The 15890-nt window shown below is 71.1% G+C and carries 18 protein-coding genes; 12 read left to right on the top strand and 6 right to left on the bottom strand.

Annotation, left to right across the window (positions count from 1 at the left end; translation table 11 throughout):
• The first annotated feature begins 7 nt into the window (after positions 1 to 7).
• From AB0I88_RS27050 to AB0I88_RS27025, 6 genes are all read left to right on the top strand, one after another.
• Positions 8 to 1252, top strand: coding sequence for a sugar ABC transporter substrate-binding protein (locus tag AB0I88_RS27050; protein ID WP_361030271.1), 1245 nt, complete (start codon positions 8 to 10; stop codon positions 1250 to 1252).
• A gap of 2 nt (positions 1253 to 1254) precedes the next feature.
• Positions 1255 to 2214: a sugar ABC transporter permease gene (locus tag AB0I88_RS27045; protein WP_361030269.1), complete on the top strand. Its 960-nt coding sequence runs from the start codon at positions 1255 to 1257 to the stop codon at positions 2212 to 2214.
• A gap of 41 nt (positions 2215 to 2255) precedes the next feature.
• Positions 2256 to 3065 carry a carbohydrate ABC transporter permease gene (locus tag AB0I88_RS27040; RefSeq protein ID WP_361030354.1) on the top strand — a complete coding sequence of 270 codons (810 nt, stop codon included), beginning with the start codon at positions 2256 to 2258 and terminating at the stop codon, positions 3063 to 3065.
• An 8-nt stretch (positions 3066 to 3073) separates the two neighbouring features.
• Entirely contained in the window at positions 3074 to 4993 is a 1920-nt protein-coding gene (locus AB0I88_RS27035; RefSeq protein ID WP_361030266.1) for a beta-L-arabinofuranosidase domain-containing protein, read from the top strand.
• A gap of 35 nt (positions 4994 to 5028) precedes the next feature.
• Positions 5029 to 6714 carry a CBM35 domain-containing protein gene (locus tag AB0I88_RS27030; protein ID WP_361030263.1) on the top strand — a complete coding sequence of 562 codons (1686 nt, stop codon included), beginning with the start codon at positions 5029 to 5031 and terminating at the stop codon, positions 6712 to 6714.
• 61 nt (positions 6715 to 6775) lie between these two features.
• Positions 6776 to 7282, top strand: coding sequence for a hypothetical protein (locus tag AB0I88_RS27025; RefSeq protein WP_361030260.1), 507 nt, complete (start codon positions 6776 to 6778; stop codon positions 7280 to 7282).
• Here the strand turns inward: AB0I88_RS27025 and AB0I88_RS27020 are convergent.
• Entirely contained in the window at positions 7262 to 8029 is a 768-nt protein-coding gene (locus tag AB0I88_RS27020) for an alpha/beta fold hydrolase (RefSeq protein WP_361030257.1), read from the bottom strand. The two genes, AB0I88_RS27025 and AB0I88_RS27020, sit on opposite strands and share 21 nt — an antisense overlap.
• A 28-nt stretch (positions 8030 to 8057) precedes the next feature.
• Between AB0I88_RS27020 and AB0I88_RS27015 the strand changes: the two genes are divergently transcribed.
• The gene (locus AB0I88_RS27015) at positions 8058 to 8663 is read left to right on the top strand and encodes a TetR/AcrR family transcriptional regulator (protein ID WP_361030254.1); all 606 of its coding nucleotides are present in this window, start codon (positions 8058 to 8060) and stop codon (positions 8661 to 8663) included.
• On the opposite strand, the gene AB0I88_RS27010 is transcribed toward AB0I88_RS27015, so the two are convergent.
• The 4 genes from AB0I88_RS27010 to AB0I88_RS26995 all read right to left on the bottom strand — a co-directional run bounded on the left by AB0I88_RS27010 (position 8660) and on the right by AB0I88_RS26995 (position 11086).
• Complete coding sequence (locus AB0I88_RS27010) at positions 8660 to 8851, bottom strand: hypothetical protein (protein ID WP_361030251.1); 192 nt, start codon at positions 8849 to 8851, stop codon at positions 8660 to 8662. The genes AB0I88_RS27015 and AB0I88_RS27010 overlap by 4 nt on opposite strands.
• A 43-nt stretch (positions 8852 to 8894) precedes the next feature.
• The gene (locus tag AB0I88_RS27005) at positions 8895 to 9485 is read right to left on the bottom strand and encodes a DinB family protein (RefSeq protein WP_361030248.1); all 591 of its coding nucleotides are present in this window, start codon (positions 9483 to 9485) and stop codon (positions 8895 to 8897) included.
• Positions 9482 to 10372 carry an alpha/beta hydrolase gene (locus AB0I88_RS27000; protein ID WP_361030245.1) on the bottom strand — a complete coding sequence of 297 codons (891 nt, stop codon included), beginning with the start codon at positions 10370 to 10372 and terminating at the stop codon, positions 9482 to 9484. Before AB0I88_RS27000 ends, AB0I88_RS27005 begins: the two co-directional genes overlap by 4 nt.
• A 66-nt stretch (positions 10373 to 10438) precedes the next feature.
• On the bottom strand, positions 10439 to 11086 hold the full coding sequence (locus AB0I88_RS26995; RefSeq protein ID WP_361030242.1) for a class I SAM-dependent methyltransferase: 648 nt from the start codon (positions 11084 to 11086) through the stop codon (positions 10439 to 10441).
• A 105-nt stretch (positions 11087 to 11191) separates the two neighbouring features.
• Here AB0I88_RS26995 and AB0I88_RS26990 point away from each other — a divergent pair, with 105 nt between their 5' ends.
• The 5 genes from AB0I88_RS26990 (at position 11192) to AB0I88_RS26970 (ending at position 14508) form a co-directional block, all read left to right on the top strand.
• On the top strand, positions 11192 to 11644 hold the full coding sequence (locus tag AB0I88_RS26990) for an SRPBCC family protein (protein WP_361030239.1): 453 nt from the start codon (positions 11192 to 11194) through the stop codon (positions 11642 to 11644).
• Positions 11641 to 11982, top strand: coding sequence for a YciI family protein (locus tag AB0I88_RS26985; protein WP_361030236.1), 342 nt, complete (start codon positions 11641 to 11643; stop codon positions 11980 to 11982). Before AB0I88_RS26990 ends, AB0I88_RS26985 begins: the two co-directional genes overlap by 4 nt.
• Entirely contained in the window at positions 11955 to 13184 is a 1230-nt protein-coding gene (locus AB0I88_RS26980) for a sigma-70 family RNA polymerase sigma factor (protein ID WP_361030351.1), read from the top strand. The genes AB0I88_RS26985 and AB0I88_RS26980 overlap by 28 nt, the downstream gene beginning before the upstream one ends.
• Before the next feature lie 198 nt (positions 13185 to 13382).
• Positions 13383 to 13685: an antibiotic biosynthesis monooxygenase gene (locus tag AB0I88_RS26975; protein WP_361030233.1), complete on the top strand. Its 303-nt coding sequence runs from the start codon at positions 13383 to 13385 to the stop codon at positions 13683 to 13685.
• Positions 13686 to 13755: 70 nt separating this feature from the next.
• Positions 13756 to 14508, top strand: a complete 753-nt coding sequence (locus tag AB0I88_RS26970; protein ID WP_361030230.1) for an AraC family transcriptional regulator — start codon at positions 13756 to 13758, stop codon at positions 14506 to 14508.
• Between the two features lie 54 nt (positions 14509 to 14562).
• On the opposite strand, the gene AB0I88_RS26965 is transcribed toward AB0I88_RS26970, so the two are convergent.
• Positions 14563 to 15831: an amidohydrolase gene (locus AB0I88_RS26965; protein ID WP_361030227.1), complete on the bottom strand. Its 1269-nt coding sequence runs from the start codon at positions 15829 to 15831 to the stop codon at positions 14563 to 14565.
• Positions 15832 to 15890 lie beyond the last annotated feature (59 nt).

Raw genomic sequence — 15890 nt, 5'->3', positions numbered from 1 at the left:
AACTCATATGACCTCGCTCCGCCTGCGCGTCGTTGCCGCGTTGACCATCACAGCGTGCCTCGTGACGGGCTGCTCGAAATCCTCCGACTCCTCCGGCACCGGCGACTCCGCCGGCGGCGCCTACACCATCTGGGACCCGTACCCTCAGTTCGACGGCGGTTCGGACTGGGTGAAGCTGCTGACCAAGTGCGGCACCGACGCCGGCGTCACCGTCGAGCGCACCGGTTACGACACCACCGACCTGACCAACAAGGCGCTGCTCGCCGCCCAGCAGGGCAACTCACCGGACGTGCTGATCGTCGACAACCCGGTCGTCTCCACGCTGGCCGACGCCGGCGTGCTGACCACCACCGACGAGGTCAAGGTGGACACCTCGACGATCGAGCCGAACCTGCTGGCGGCCGGCCAGATCGGCGGCAAGACCTACGGCGTCCCGATCGGCGCCAACACCCTCGCCTTGTACTACAACAAGGCGGTCCTGGACAAGGCCGGCGTCGACCCGGCCACGATCAAGGACTGGGCGGCGCTGACCGCGGCGCTGGAGAAGGTGAAGGCGTCCGGCAAGAAGGGCATCACCTTCTCGGCGATCGGCACCGAGGAGGGCAGCTTCCAGTTCCTGCCGTGGTTCTGGGGCTCCGGCGCGAATCTGACCCAGCTCGACTCGGCGCAGGGCATCGCGGCCCTCACCCTGTGGAACGACTGGGTGAAGAAGGGCCTCGCGCCGAACTCGGTGCTCAACAACACCCAGACCACCAGCTGGCAGGAGTTCGCCAGCGGCGACTTCGCGTTCAGCGAGAACGGCACCTGGCAGCTCGCCAACGCCAAGAAGACCGGCTTCGAGTACGGCATCATCCCGATCCCGTCGCAGGCCGGCGGCACCGCGCCGGCGCCGACCGGCGGCGAGTTCGTCACCGCACCGGTGCAGACCGAGACCGACCGGTACGCCACCTCGCAGCGGCTGGTGTCCTGCCTGACCAGCGCGGACAACGCGTACACGACGGACACCACGCTGTCCTACATCGCGGCGACCGAGGCCGTGCAGCAGAAGCAGGTGGCCGCCAACGAGGAGCTGAAGGTCTGGGTCGACGCGGTCAAGGCCGCCAAGGGCCGCACCAGTGACGACCTGGGCACCAGGTACCCGAAGATCTCGCAGCCGATGTGGACCGCCTTCCAGGCGGCGCTGAGCGGGTCGGCCTCCCCGGCGGACGCCCTCAAGACCGCCCAGACCACGGCCGCCGCAGCCACCAAGTGACGATGGCACACGACGTGACGACCCGCGTTCCCGCACCCGCTCCGGCGAAAGCCGCGGCGGGAGCGGGGGCGCGGGCCCCGCACCGGCGCGGTGGTGGCCACTGGACCGCCTGGGCGTTCCTCGCCCCCGTCGTCATCTACCTGGTCGCCTTCTACGCCTACCCGCTGTATCGCAACCTCGATCTGAGTCTGCGCCACTACACGGTCCGCTCGTTCGTGCAGGGTGACGCCCCGTTCTCCGGTCTCGACAACTACCGGACCGTGTTCGCCGATCCGGCGTTCGGGTCCGCGCTGTGGCACACGCTGGTGTTCACGTTCGTCAGCATCGCGTTCCAGTTCGCGATCGGGCTGGCGCTGGCGGTGTTCTTCGCGCAGAACTTCAAACTGTCCGCCACCTTGCGGGCGCTGTTCCTGGTCCCGTGGCTGCTGCCGCTGATCGTCTCCGCCTCGACCTGGTCGTGGATGCTCAACAGCGACTCGGGCATCGTCAACTGGGCCCTCGGCCTGGTCGGCGCCGACCCGGTCAACTGGCTGACGTCGCCGGACTGGGCGCTGACCAGCGTGATCATCGCGAACATCTGGATCGGCATCCCGTTCAACCTGGTGGTGCTCTACAGCGGACTGCAGGCCATCCCCGCCGAGGTCTACGAGGCCGCCGCGATCGACGGCGCGACCGGCTGGCAGCGGTTCCGGCGGATCACGTTCCCGCTGCTGCGGCCGGTCTCGGCGATCACCCTGCTGCTCGGGCTGGTCTACACGCTCAAGGTCTTCGACATCATCTGGATCATGACCAAGGGCGGTCCGGCCGACGCGTCCAGCACCTTCGCCACCTGGTCCTACCGGCTCAGCTTCGGCAACCTGCTGCCCGAGTTCGGCCCCGGTGCCGCGGTCGGCAACCTGCTGATCCTGATGGCGCTGTTCTTCGGCCTGCTCTACATCCGCTTCCAGAGGAGGCAGGCATGACCGCACTCGCGCCCGGAACCCGCCGGCGCCCGGCGGGCCGGATGAAACAGCATGCGAAGACCGGTCTCGGCCTGTTCTTCACGGCGATCATGCTGTTCCCGATCTACTGGATGATCAACGTGTCCCTCACCAAGGACACGAACATGCGGGCCGACCCGCCGCACCTGTTCCCGCTCGACGGGACGCTGGAGGGTTACCGCGCCGTCGTCGATCAGCAGCTGCCGTACCTCGGAACGTCTCTGATCGTCGGTCTCGGCACGGTGGCCTTGACGCTCGCGCTCTCCGCGCCCGCCGGATTCGCGCTGGCGAAACTGCGCCCGAAGGGCGGCGGCGTGCTCAGCTTCGTGCTGCTGATCGCCCAAATGATCCCCGGCATCATCATGGCGATGGGCTTCTACGCCATCTACCTGCGCATGGGCGTGCTGAACACGGTTCCCGGCCTGATCCTGGCCGACTCGACGATCGCGGTGCCGTTCGGCGTCCTGATCTTCACGGCGTTCATGTCCGGTATCCCGGACGAGCTGATCAACGCGGCGCTGATCGACGGCGCGAGCCGGTGGCGCACGTTCGTGTCGGTGATCCTGCCGATCTCCCGCAACGCCATCGTCACGGTGTCGCTCTTCGCGTTCCTGTGGGCCTGGTCCGACTTCGTCTTCGCCTCCACCCTCGACGGCGGCGGCGACGCCCAGCCCATCACCCTCGGCATCTACCAGTACATCGGCAACAACAACCAGCAGTGGAACGCGATCATGGCAACCGCCGTCGTCGCCTCCATCCCCGCAACGCTGCTGCTCATCATCGCCCAGCGTTACGTCGCGGCCGGCGTCACCGCCGGCGCAGTCAAGGACTGAGGAACCACATGTCTGCACTCCAGGGCCCCGTCGTGCCCACGCCCGATGCCCTCGCCGCGCTCCGGCCGCTGCCCGCCGACGCGGTGCGGCTCACCCCGGACAGCCTGCTCGGCGCATGGCAGGCACGCAACGCGGCGTCCACGCTGCCGCACTGCGTGACCCGGCTCTCCACCCACGGCAACCTGGACAATCTGCGCCGGGTCACCGGGGACTCCGACGCCGCGTTCACGGGCTTCTGGTTCGCCGACACCGACGTGCACAAGACGCTCGAGGCGGCGTTCTGGTCGGGCACCCAACAGGCGTTCGTGGAGGAGGCCGCCGCCCTGTTGGAGAAGGCCCAGGACGCCGACGGTTACCTGGACTCCTACTACCAGGACCCGGAACGCCGGGACCGGCAGTGGGCGGAGCTGCACTTCAGCCACGAGATGTACACGGCCGGGCATCTCATCCAGGCGGCGGTCGCCGCGGCGCGTTCCGCGCCCGAGAGTCCGGTGGCCCAGCAGGTCGTCTCGGTCGCGCGCCGGTTCGCCGATCTTCTGGTGCAACGGTACGGGCAATCGCGCGAGACCGACGGCCATCCGGAGATCGAGACCGCCCTGGCCGAGCTGTACCGGGTCACCGGGCACCGGCCGTACCTGGACCTGGCCGCCCGGTTCCTCGACAACCGTGGCCACGGGCTGCTCGGCCCGGGCCGGTTCGGGTCCGCCTACTATCAGGACCACCGGCCACTGCGCGAGACCACCGAGGTGACCGGCCACGTGGTCCGTCAGCTCTACCTGCTGGCCGGCGCGGTCGACGTGGCCGTCGAGACCGGTGACCGGGAGTTGCTGGCCGTCACCGAGCGGCTGTGGGACTCGGCGCTGGACAGCCGCACCTACATCACCGGCGGGCAGGGCTCCCGGCACCGTGACGAGGCCTACGGCGACGCCTACGAGCTCCCGCCGGACCGCGCCTACGCCGAGACCTGCGCGGCGATCGCCAGTTTCCAGCTCGGCTGGCGGTTGCTGCTGGCCACCGGGAACGTGAAGTACGCCGACGAGATGGAGCGGGTGCTCTACAACGCGATCGCCGGCAGCACCGCCGTCGACGGCACCGCGTTCTTCTACTCCACCCCGCTGCAGCGCCGCACCGGCCACGACGGCGGAGGCGAGAACGCGCCCGGCCACCGCCTCGACTGGTACGAGTGCGCCTGCTGCCCGCCGAACCTGGCCCGGCTGATGGCGTCGCTGCACACCTACGCCGCCACCGGGGACGACGACGGTCTCCAGGTGCACCTCTACGCCGACGGCACGGTGGCGGCCGGCGCTCACGCGGTCACCGTCGAGACCCGGTACCCATGGGACGAGCAGATCACCGTCACCGTCACCTCGTCGGCCGACGAACCGTGGACGCTGTCGCTGCGGATCCCGGCCTGGTGCCCGGACGCCCGTCTCACCGTCAACGGCGCCCCGGCCCCGTCCCGCGACCAGGCCAGGGACGGCTACCTGCGCCTGCGCCGGATCTGGCACCCCGGCGACCAGGTCGTGCTCACCCTGGCCATGCCGGTTCGCCTGGTCGCCGCGCATCCCCGGGTGGACGCCGTCCGCGGCGCGGTGGCGGTGACCCGCGGCCCGCTCGTGCACTGCCTGGAACACGCCGACATGCCCACGTCCGGGCCGCTGGCCGGCGCCCTGTTCGAGGATCTCGAGATCGACCCGGCGGCCCCGGTCGCGGTCGCCCACCACGGCAGCGGCCTGACCCCGGTCACCGTACGGGTCGGGGTCCGCGTACGGCAGGCCGCCGGCGCGCCGCTCTACCGGGAGCTGAACCGCACCGCACCGCATCCGGCGGCGACCACCAGCGTCACCGCCATCCCCTACTTCCTGTGGGCCAACCGCGAGCCCGGCCCCATGCGGGTCTGGATCCCGCTGGCCGCACGGGAGGAGTGAGAACCGTCCCCCATCCCCTTCCACCGAGGTGAACCGTGCGCTACCGACCCGCAGTTCTCCTACTGGCACTGGCCGGGCTGGCCGTCCCCAGCCCGGCGCAGGCCGCCGGCAACACCCTCACCGTCAACATCGGCACCGTCGTCCGGCCGGTCACCCATGTCGCCTCCGGCGGCCTGTACGCCGTGGACACCGGAACCAAGCCGCCGCTGGAGCAGCTCTACCCGCTCCGGCTCAACCACCTGACCCAGCCGCCGCCCGGCGTGCAGCAGCTCGGCAACGGCGCCACCACCCCCTGCTGCGACGGCGCGCTGGTCGCCGGCAAGGTCACCAGCGCAGGCGCCCAGCAGTTCTGGCGGCTGCCCGACATCTACAAGGACTTCCCGTACAAGTGGGTCAGCTGGGCCGACTGGGAGGCCAAGGTCCGCACCATGGTCAACACCCGGCTGGCCGCCACGACCACCACCAACGTCGACGGCTACGAGCTGTGGAACGAACCCGACTGGACGTGGAACACCGCGGCGGCCGGGACGTTCAACGCCGGCTGGACCCGTACGCATCGATTGATCCGAAGCCTCGACACGGTGACCCCGATCGTCGGGCCCAGCCACTCGGTCTACAACCACGACTGGATGGTCGGCTTCCTCACCAACGCCCGCGACACCGGCACCCTGCCCGACGTGATCGTCTGGCACGAACTGGAGGACGACAAGTACCTGCAGGTGCAGGCGCACGTCGCCGACTACCGGGCCATCGAGGCGTCGCTGGGCATCTCCCCACGGCCGATCTCGATCAACGAGTACTCGTCGCCGGCACAGGTCGACATCCCCAGCGTGTCGGTGCACTACATGGCGGTCTTCGAGCGGCACGGCATCCGGTCGGCGGAGCGCGCCTACTGGTACGAGGCGGGCACGCTCAACGGTCTTCTGCACAACAACGTGCCGACCTCGTCGTACTGGACCTACAAGTGGTACGGCGACATGGCCGGCAACATCGTGCAGACCGTCCCCGGCTCGTGGCTGGAGGGTGTCGCCGCCTACGACAGCACCCGCAAGATCGTGAACGTGGTGCTCGGCGGGGACAGCGGCGACAACACGGTCCGTGTCAACGGGCTGGGCGCGCTCGGCTCGCAGGTGCGGGTCACCCTGTCCCGCAGCGGCACGACCGGCCGGTTCACCAACCAGAGCGCGCCGATCGCGGTCTCGTCGGCCACGTACACGGTGTCCGGCGGCAGCATCAGCGTGCCGGTGACCGGCATGCACGCGTGGGACTCCTACCAGTTGCTGATCACACCGGCCTCCGGGGCGGCGACCTGGCAGCAGCGGTACGAGGCGGAGAACGCCACGGCCGTCAACGCCAACCGGTTCTCGGCCTCCTCGGCGTCCAACGGCGGGTATGTCGGGCAGATCGACGGCTCGGCGAACTCCCGTAACCAGGCGTTCGTCGACTTCCTGGTCAACGTTCCGGCCGCGCGCTCGTACACGATGACCATCGGGTACGCGAACGGCACCGGGGCGACGGCGACGCACGGGCTGGCGTACAACGGCGGCGGTTTCCAGACGATCAGCTACCCGCCGACCGCGGCCTGGGGTGTGTTCGGCTCGACCGTGAACACCACGGTCACCCTCAAGGCTGGGTGGAACATGATCCGCCTGGCCAAGGGCTCACCGAACTTCGTGGGCGGCACCGGCTACGCCGAGCTGGACTACATCCACCTCAGCTAACAGTTTTGCCTGTTCAGCCCATGGGTACCCAACATGAAATCTCTACACATGGGGGACCGTCATGAAGGGGACTCATGGGCTGATCGGTATCACACTGCTCGGGGCGGGCCTGCTCGCCGGCGTGGCGTCGCCGGCCCGTGCCTCGCTGGCCCGAGAGGTGGAGACGTGCAGCGCCCCACGGCACGTCGTCTTCGACACCCCGGGCCGCAACACCCGGATGGACGTGCGGCTCTGCCTGCTGCACGGCACACCGATGCGGGGCGCCTACGCCGACGTCGCCTGGACCCGCGGCGGCGACGACAACGACGACGGTGAGCGCAAGTTCGACGCGCTCACACTGCACTACCACGTGCAACGGCACGATCAGAACATCGCTCTCGGCACCTGCAACCTCGCGCCCCGCGTCAACGAGACCACGACCGGCTCCTACCGGTGCGAGAAGGTGGAGCTGCGCGTCCCGGGCGCGGGCGGCTGGAGCGCCGACGGCTATCTGGAGTACAACCTCGACCGCGACGGCGAAGGCCTGAAACGCGTGTACCTGCGCGGCTCACCGGTCGTCGTGGACTGACCGCAGGAACGTTCGCAGTACCGGCGCCAGAACCGGCGCGGGTACGCCGTGCCACTCGCCGGGCAGGCTCCGGTGAGTGGCGTTGGGCAGGAGCGCTGCCGCGGACGCCGCCATGCCGGTCAGATCGCCGGAACTCCCCGCGCTGTCCAGCACCAGCACCGGCGTGGTGACACGGCCCAGCAGCCCGGCGTCGGTGGCCTCACTCAGCTCGCAGTCGTAGGCCAGCGTGGGCGCCACCGACACCATCGCGTCCCAGTGCGGCGTGCCGCGCATCCCGGCGAGCACCTCGCCGGGCACGATCCCGCCCAGGAAGAACTCCACGGCCTCGGCTCCGCCGAGTTCCCGCAGGCGCGCGGTGAACTCCTTCGGTCCGGGTTCGTCCGCGACCGGCGGTTCGAGCAGGACCATTCCCGGTACGGGCAGAGCACCCGCCGCCGCGTGAAGTGCGAGCAGACCGCCGGACGAGTAGCCGTAGAGCGCCGCCGAACCGCCGGTGGCGTCGATCAGCGCCGCCAGGTCCTCCACTTCACGGGCCGGGGCGTACGGCGCCGTGTCACCGCTCTCCCCTCGGCCGCGCCGGTCGTAGCGGAGGACCGTGAAGTCCCCGGCCAGCAGGCCGGCGAGTTCCCCCAGCCCGCTGTTGGCGCGGAAGTGCCCGGCCGCGTCGATCAGGACGAGGACCGGCCCGGACCCTGTCAGCTCGTAGGCGATGCGTGTCCCGTCCCGGGAGGTGACCGTCGCAGACATGAACTGAACGGTACAGTACAGTTGCGGCATGAGGAAGGACCGCAAACGCACCGCCATTCTCGACGCGGCCCTGGCCGAGTTCCTCCAGCACGGCTATGTGGGCGCCGGCATGGACCGCATCGCCGCCGGCGCCGGCGCGTCCAAAGTGACCGTCTACGCGCACTTCCCGGACAAGCAGGCACTCTTCGAGGCGACCCTCACCCGGGCCGTCACCGAAGCCGAGGAGTCCGGCGCGGACCAGCTGGAAGCGCTGGCCGAGACCGGCGATCTCGCCACCGGCCTGCGCTCGTTCGCCGCCGAGCACATCCGCGCGGTGCTGCGGCCGCCGCTGATCGCGCTCCGCCGGATGATCATCGGGGAGGCGGGCCGGTTCCCCGAACTGGCCCGCGCCTGGCACCGCGCCGCACCCGAGCGGGGCCACGCGACGCTCGCCCGGATCATCACCCGCCTCACCGACCGAGGGCTGGTGCACGCGCCCGATCCGCTGCTCGCGGCGCAGCACCTCAACTACCTCATCCTGTCGATACCGCTCAACGAGGCGATGTTCGCGGTCCGCGAGGCCCACGACGAGGCCGACCTGGACAGATGGGCCGCCGAGGCGGTGCGGGTGTGGCTCGCGGCATACGGCCGTTAGGAGTCCGTTCGGAACTGCCTGTCCGCCGGCGCGGCCCACCCGGCCTCCGTGGTGGCGAACATGTTGAAGATCCGGTTCCCGAACCGCTCGCGGAGCCGTTCGCACAGGCCGGCGCCGCACAGGCCGGCGCCGCGCGGGACGGCGCCGCGCGGGACGGCGCCGCGCGGGGCGGCGCCGCTGATCACCACCCGCAGCGACCTCGGCCGCGCCCCATCGCGCCATCGCGCGGCATCAGGAGCTACGGAACCGCCCAGCCGTCTCCTCCAGACGGTCCCGATAGCCGATCCACCAGGCCCGGTCGGCGTCGGGCAGGTTGCTGCGGACCGCGCCGAGCCCGGCCGACCCGTCGACCAGTTCGCGGACGATGTCGGCGTGCCCGGCGTGCCGGTGCGTCTCGGCGATCACGTGGACCAGGACGCGGTGCAGCGGGACGGCCCGGCTCTGTTCCGGCCACCAGGGCACCTCGCCGATCGCGTCCAGGCCGAGCGCCTCGATGGTGGCGTCGGCGTGCGCCCACACCCGGCGGTAGAGGGCGATGATGTCCTCCCGCCTCTCGTCGGCGGTCGCCCACATGTCGGCGTTCGGCTCGGCGTCCTGCTCCATCCACGGCATCGGCTCGGGGAACGGGCGGCCGAACGTCTCTCCGAAGTAGCCGGCCTCCACCCCGGCCGCGTGTTTCACCAGGCCGAGCAGGTTGGTGCCGGTCGGTGTCAGAGGGCGGCGCGCGTCGTACTCGGTCGTGCCGTCCAGCTTCCACACCAGAGCCTTGCGAGCCTCGCCGAGGTAGTGACGCAGGTCTGCCTTCAGGTCGCGAGAGATCATGCCATGGAGGATGCCACCCCGGGCCCGAGAAATCCGGATCCGGCCAGCGCGGCGGCCACGGCCGCCGGGTTCTCCTCCGCCATGTGATGACCCGATTCGATGGGTACGCCGCGCACGTCCCGTGCCCAGGAGCGCCAGATCGCGGTCGGGTCGCCGTACAGGTCCTCCATGTCGTCGTGGACCGACCACAGGAAGAGGGTGGGGCATTCGACGACGCGGCCGGCTTCACGGTCGGCCTCCTCGTGCTCACGGTCGACACCCAGGCCGGCCCGGTAGTCCTCGAGCATCGCCCGTACCGTGCCGGGGTCGTGGATCGCGGCCCGGAACTCCGCGTAGTTGGCGTCGCCCATCCTGGCCGGGTCGGCTTTGCTGTACCAGGCGTCCGGGTCGGCCATGATGGCGCGTTCCGGCTTGTCCGGCTGGGCGAAGAAGAACCAGTGATACCAGTCGTGGGCGAACTTCGCGTCGCAGCGGGCCAGGGCCTCGGACACCGGCACACCGTCCATCACCACGAGCCGCCGGATCGCCTCCGGATGGTCCAGGGCCAGCCGCAACGCCACATAGCAGCCCCGGTCGTGACCGGCCACCGCGAACTCGGCGTGCCCCAGCTCACGCATCAGGGCGAGCATGTCGGCGGCGACGGCCCGCTTCGACTGCTGCGAGTGGTCCGGCAGCACCGGCGCCTTGCCGGACCGGCCGTAACCGCGCATGTCCGGGCAGACCACGGTGAACCCCCGCTCGACCAGGCGCGGCGCCACCCGGTGCCAGGTCGCCCCGGTACGCGGATGCCCGTGCACCAACAGCACCGGCGGCCCGTCACCACCGTGCCGCACCCGCAACTCCACCGCACCGACGTCGATCTTCTCGTCCGCGAACCCATCGAACATGGATCATCTGCTTACCCCGCGGCGCGGCGGACACTCCCGTCGAAGGTCCGTCCGCCCGCTACCGGATCAACGCGGCGGTGTGCCAGGGGCCGCGGGCTTGACCGCGTGCACGCACTCCACCATGCCCGCCCGGTTCCGCCGCGCCGCCACGACCTCGAACCCGGCCGCACGAACCAGCGGCAGCTGACGGCGGGTGAAATGCTCGCCCGCCGCCGGGATCGTGAACCGCTCGAACACCCACTGGAACCAGTGGACCGGCGGCCAGGTGCTCACCACGTGATCGAGCAGCAGCAGCCGGCCGCCCGGCACCAGCACCCGCCACGCCTCGGCGATCGCCGCCGCCGGATCCGGGACGGTGCACAGCGACAGCGCGCAGACCACCGTGTCGAACGATCCGCCGGGAAACTCCAGCCGCTCCGCGTCGCCCTCGCGCAGATCGACGGTGCGGCCCAGATCGGCCGCGTGCCGCCGGGCCAGCTCCAGCATGGCCGGGCTCAGATCGATGCCGGTGACCGTGACGCCGTCCGGATAGAGCGACAGGTTGCGGCCGGTGCCGACACCGACGTCGAGGACCCGGCCCACCGCCCGCCCGGCCAGCCACACCCGGCCGTCGCCGAACATGTGCCGCTCCAGAAACGCCATCTGCCGGTCGTAGGTGGGCGCGGCCCGATCCCAGATGCGCCGCGCCTTGACGGTCCGTGCTGACTCGCCCATGACCCCAGTGTCCCGCCCGGCCGCAAAAAAGTTCCGCCACACCGGTAGTGGAAGCCCGGTCCCGTTCGTCATTGGGGTGAACGACGACGACAGAGGAGACACATCATGGACGTGAAGACCGGCGCGGAGGTGACCGTCACCGTGGTCGTGCCGCTGCCCCGCGAGAAGATGTGGGAGCTGGTCACCGCGGTCGACCGGATCGGCGAGTGGAGCCCGGAGACGGTCGGCGCGACCTGGGACGGGCCCCGGCGATTCATCGGCCGCAACCGCTTCCAGGACGGATTCGAGAGTACGGTCACCTGTGTGATCACCGAGTCGGCGGCGCCGCGGGTGTTCGCCTGGGACGTGCTCGACGACGCGGGACAGGCCGGCTCGCACTGGCGGTACGAACTGCACGACGGCGCCGAGCCGGGCACCACGGTGGTGCGCCACAGCTTCGTCCACGGGCCCGGGCAGACCGGGGTGCCGGCCGACACCGGCAGCGTCAACGAGCGGCTCGTCACCCTCTGCGCCAACATGACCACCACGATCACCGCGATGACGGGACAAAGCCGATGAAGTATCTGATGCTGGTCTGCGTCGACCCCGACTACGTGCCCGACGAGAACGACGGCGCCCCCGGGATCGACGAATGGTTCGACGAGATCAAGGAGAACCACGTCGTCGGCAGCCGCACCCGGCCCGGCAGCGACGCCACCACGGTCCGCGTCCGGGACCGGCAGGTGCTGCTGACCGACGGGCCGTACGCCGAGACGAAGGACCTGATGGCCGGCTTCGACGTGATCGACTGCGCCGATCTGGACGAGGCCGTCGCGATCGCGTCCAAGCATCCGATGGCCTGGCACGGGGTCATCGAGCTGCGGCCGTTCTGGCCCTTCGAGGGGACCGGGTCCTGAACGTCGCGGACCGGATCGCCGAGGTCTACGCCGACGGGTGGAGCCGGATCGTCGCCACGATGATCCGGTTCACCGGCGGGGACTGGGACCTGGCCGAGGAATGCGCGCAGGACGCCTTCACGAGCGCGCTGCGGAAATGGCCGGCGGACGGCGTACCCGATCAGCCTCTCGCCTGGCTGACCACGACGGCCCGCCGCCGGGCGATCGACCTGATCCGCCGCGCGGCGCTGGAGGCGGCGAAACTGCCGGAGGTCGCGGTGCCCGAACCCGCCTCCTACGCGGGCGACAGCGACATCCCGGACGAACGCCTTGAGCTCATGTTCACCTGCTGCCATCCGGCGCTAAGCCTGGAAGCGCAGGTGGCGCTGATTCTGCGCTGCCTCGCCGGGCTCAGCACCGCCGAGATCGCGCGGGCGTTCCTGCTGCCGGAGAAGACCATGGGGCAGCGGCTGTTCCGGGCGAAGCAGCGGATCCGCAACGCCGGGATCCCGTTCCGCGTGCCGCCCGCCCACCTGTTGCCGGAACGGCTGCCGGCCGTGCTGCACGTGCTGTACCTGCTGTTCAACGAGGGCTACACCGATCCGGAGAAGGCGCGGCTGTGCGCCGAGGCGATCCGGGTGGCCCGGGTGCTGACCGCGCTCATGCCGGACGAGCCGGAAGCGCTCGGGCTGCTCGCCCTCATGCTGTTGCACGACGCCCGCCGGGCCGCCCGCCGCGACCCGGACGGCGCGCCGGTCACCCTCACCGACCAGGACCGTGGCCGATGGGACCAGGCGCTCATCGCCGAGGGTGCCGGCCTGTGCGAGCGGGCGCTGCGCCGCGAACGTGCCGGGCCGTTCCAGTTGCAGGCGGCCATCGCGGCCTGCCATGCCACCGCGCCGACCGCCGAGGAGACGGACTGGGCGCAGATCGTCGCCCTCTACGACCATCTGGCCCGGGTCGAGCCCGGCGCCGTCGTCGAACTCAACCGGGCCGTGGCCGTCAGCATGGCCGACGGTCCGGCGGCGGCGCTCCCTCTGGTGTCGGCCCTGGTCGAGACGGGTCGCCTGGACGACTACCATCTGCTGCACGCGACTCTCGCCGACCTGCTGCGCCGAACCGGCCGCGGGCCCGAGGCCGCGGAGAGCTACCGCCGGGCGGTGGCCCTGGCCCCGACCGAGGCCGAACGCCGGTTCCTCACCGTCCGCCTGGAGTCCCTCTGAGCCCCGGTGCTCGTGCCGCCCGGCTCGTCTCCAGCTCTTCCGGTCGCGGCTTCACCCGGCACGGCACGGCACGACCCGGCACGGCTTGGCACGGCACGACCCGGCACGGGACGGCTTGGGCGCGGCGTGTCCGATGGAAGCGCGAACACGTCCGGCCGGCGGGAGCCGGCACCCCGCCGCCGGCGAAAGGATTGCCGCATGGTCATCGTCATTCTCGACTTCACCACCGCCGCCGCCGACCGTGCCGCGGCCCTCGCCCAACTCGACACCGAACACGACGAGGTCCGGGCGCTGCCCGGCAACCTCGCCTACCGGGTCTACGCCGACCGCCACGACGACACCGCCGTCACCCTGGTCCACGAGTGGACGGACGAGCAGTCCTTCGAGGACTACCAGCGCTCGCCGTCTTTCGCCCGCTCCGGCCAGGTGATCCGCCCGCTCATGACCGGCGCCCCGGTGAGCCGCCGCTTCCGCGCCGAACTCCTGGAGACCGTGGCGTAACCATGATCAGCCGGTCGAACAACACCGCCCGCCCGGCTTCGGTGGGCCGATCAGCCTCCGAAGGTGGCTCGTGAACCGCCGCGCGTACAGCTTCGTCCGGTCGTTTCCGGCCACCCCGGCGAGCGACTTCCAGGTCGGCCGGCACTATCTGCTCTGCGCCTCGACCGGCGCCCTCCGTCTCGAGGCGGAGGGCGCCACCTGGCTCCTCCCGCCGGCCCGGGCCGCCCTCATCGAGGCGGGCCGCCCCATCCGGATCAGCATTCCGCAACCGGTCACCACCTCCTCGGTGCTGTTCGACACCGATTTCGTCCCGGCGCCTCCGGCACCGTTGACGGTCTTCGACCTGACCCCGTTGTCCCGCGCGCTGGTCGCCGAGTGCGGCCTCTGCGCCACCGAGGATCAACCCCCGTCCCGGTACGCCGAGAGCCTGCTCACCGCCCTCGCCGCCGTGGCATGGAGACTCGCCGAGCAGCCGAGCCCCGTGGTGGTCCCGTCCGGCCGCTCCCCCGAACTCCGCCGGGCCCTGCACCTGACCGGACAACGCCTGGCCGACCCGATCACGTTCGAGGAACTGGCCGCCGAGGTCGGTCTGGCCCCACGCTCGCTGGCCCGCCGCTTCGCGGACGAGTGCGGCATGACCTGGCGTGCCGTCCTGCGCCGGATGCGGATCCTGCGAGCCATCGAGGAACTGGCCGCCGGTGACACCCCGGTCACGAAGATCGCCTACGCCGTCGGATACACCTCGCTGTCGGCCTTCAACGCCGCTTTCCGAGAGCTGACCACCCGAAGCCCGACCGAATACCGCGCCAGCTTCCGCCCTTGACCCTCCGGCTTCGACGGAGCCGCGCGCCGGCCTCCGGCGCTGACGTCCGCTGCCTCAGGAGCGGCCACGGGTGCGGGTGAGCAGCCACCCTGCCATGGCGCGGACACCGTGGCCGATCGCCCGCTCGTCGGGCCGGAACGTGCCGAAGTGCGGGTAGCTGTTCTCGATGCTCGTGTCGGGCGGGCGCACGCCCAGGAGCGTGTAGGTGCCGGGGAGACGGTCGAGGAACAGCGCGTAGTCCTCCCCGCTGAACGGGACAGCCGCGTGCAGCGCCGTCACCCGCTCGGCGCCCAGGGTGCGCCGCAGATGGCGCTCCAGCGCCCGGCCCTCACGTGGTGGCGCGATCATCGCCGGGAACGGATCGGCCGGGAAGTCCACCGTGGCCGGCCCCACGGCCCTGGCCCGGCGGCCGATCTCGGCCCGGACGTCGGTGTAGCGGTGCTCCGGCCAGCACCGGGACGACACCCGCACGGTCCCTTCGGAGGCCTGCGCCTGCACGAAGACGAACCGGGCCAGCGGGCCGTCCGGGGTCTGCAGGTCGGCCATCAACTGCTCCAGGTCGGCCGGGGTGGAGGGGCGCCGCACCGTACCGATCCGGTTGATGCTCTCGGCCAACCGCTCGGCGCGCGCCGCGGCATCCTTGCCGGTGAGGGTGATCAGGCCGCGGTCCTGCCCGGGCATTCCGAAGCCGGAGGTGACCGCGAAGCGGCCGACCGGGATCGGCCAGCAGTGCAGCGCGTGGATCTCGGCGGGGCGCGTCGTGGTGAGGACACCGTCGGTGAGCATCGCGGCGGCGCCGGTCAGGCTCTCCTCGGCCGGCTGGAACAGGAACACCACCCGTCCGTGCAGCCGTTCGCGCAGCCGGGACAGCACCTGGGCGATTCCCACGCCGACGGCGGTGTGGATGTCGTGGCCGCACAGGTGAGCCGGGCCCGTGCCGCCACCCATCTGGTCCCTCGGGCCGACCGCGTCCATGTCCGCCCGGTACGCCACCGTGCGCCCCGGGCGAGCACCGTCCAGGACGCCGACGACCCCGTGTCCGCCGACGCCGGTCGTGACGTGCAGCCCGGCCGCTCGCAGGCGCGCTGCGACCACCCCGGCCGTGCGCTGCTCCTGACCGGACAGCTCCGGATGGGCGTGCAGGTCGCGCCGCAGCTCGATCAGCGCGGTGTCGAGCCTGGTGGCCTCCTCCTCCACCGCCATGGCGCCCATGTCGGTGGCGGAAGCCGCCTCGGTCGACGTGAGCCATGCCCCGGCGGCTGCCGCGGCCGCTCCGCCGAGCACGGCCCGCCGGCTGATCACATGAGCTTCTGACATCCTCATCGGTCCTCCCCCGCCCTGTTCGACGTGGTCAAGCCTTTCGCGATCCGCGCCCCGGCACG

This window comes from Actinoplanes sp. NPDC049802 (genome assembly GCF_040656595.1).
GTDB lineage: Bacteria > Actinomycetota > Actinomycetes > Mycobacteriales > Micromonosporaceae > Actinoplanes.
Note: the sequence above shows the minus strand (reverse complement) of the source record. Positions and strands in the feature narration are given on the sequence as shown.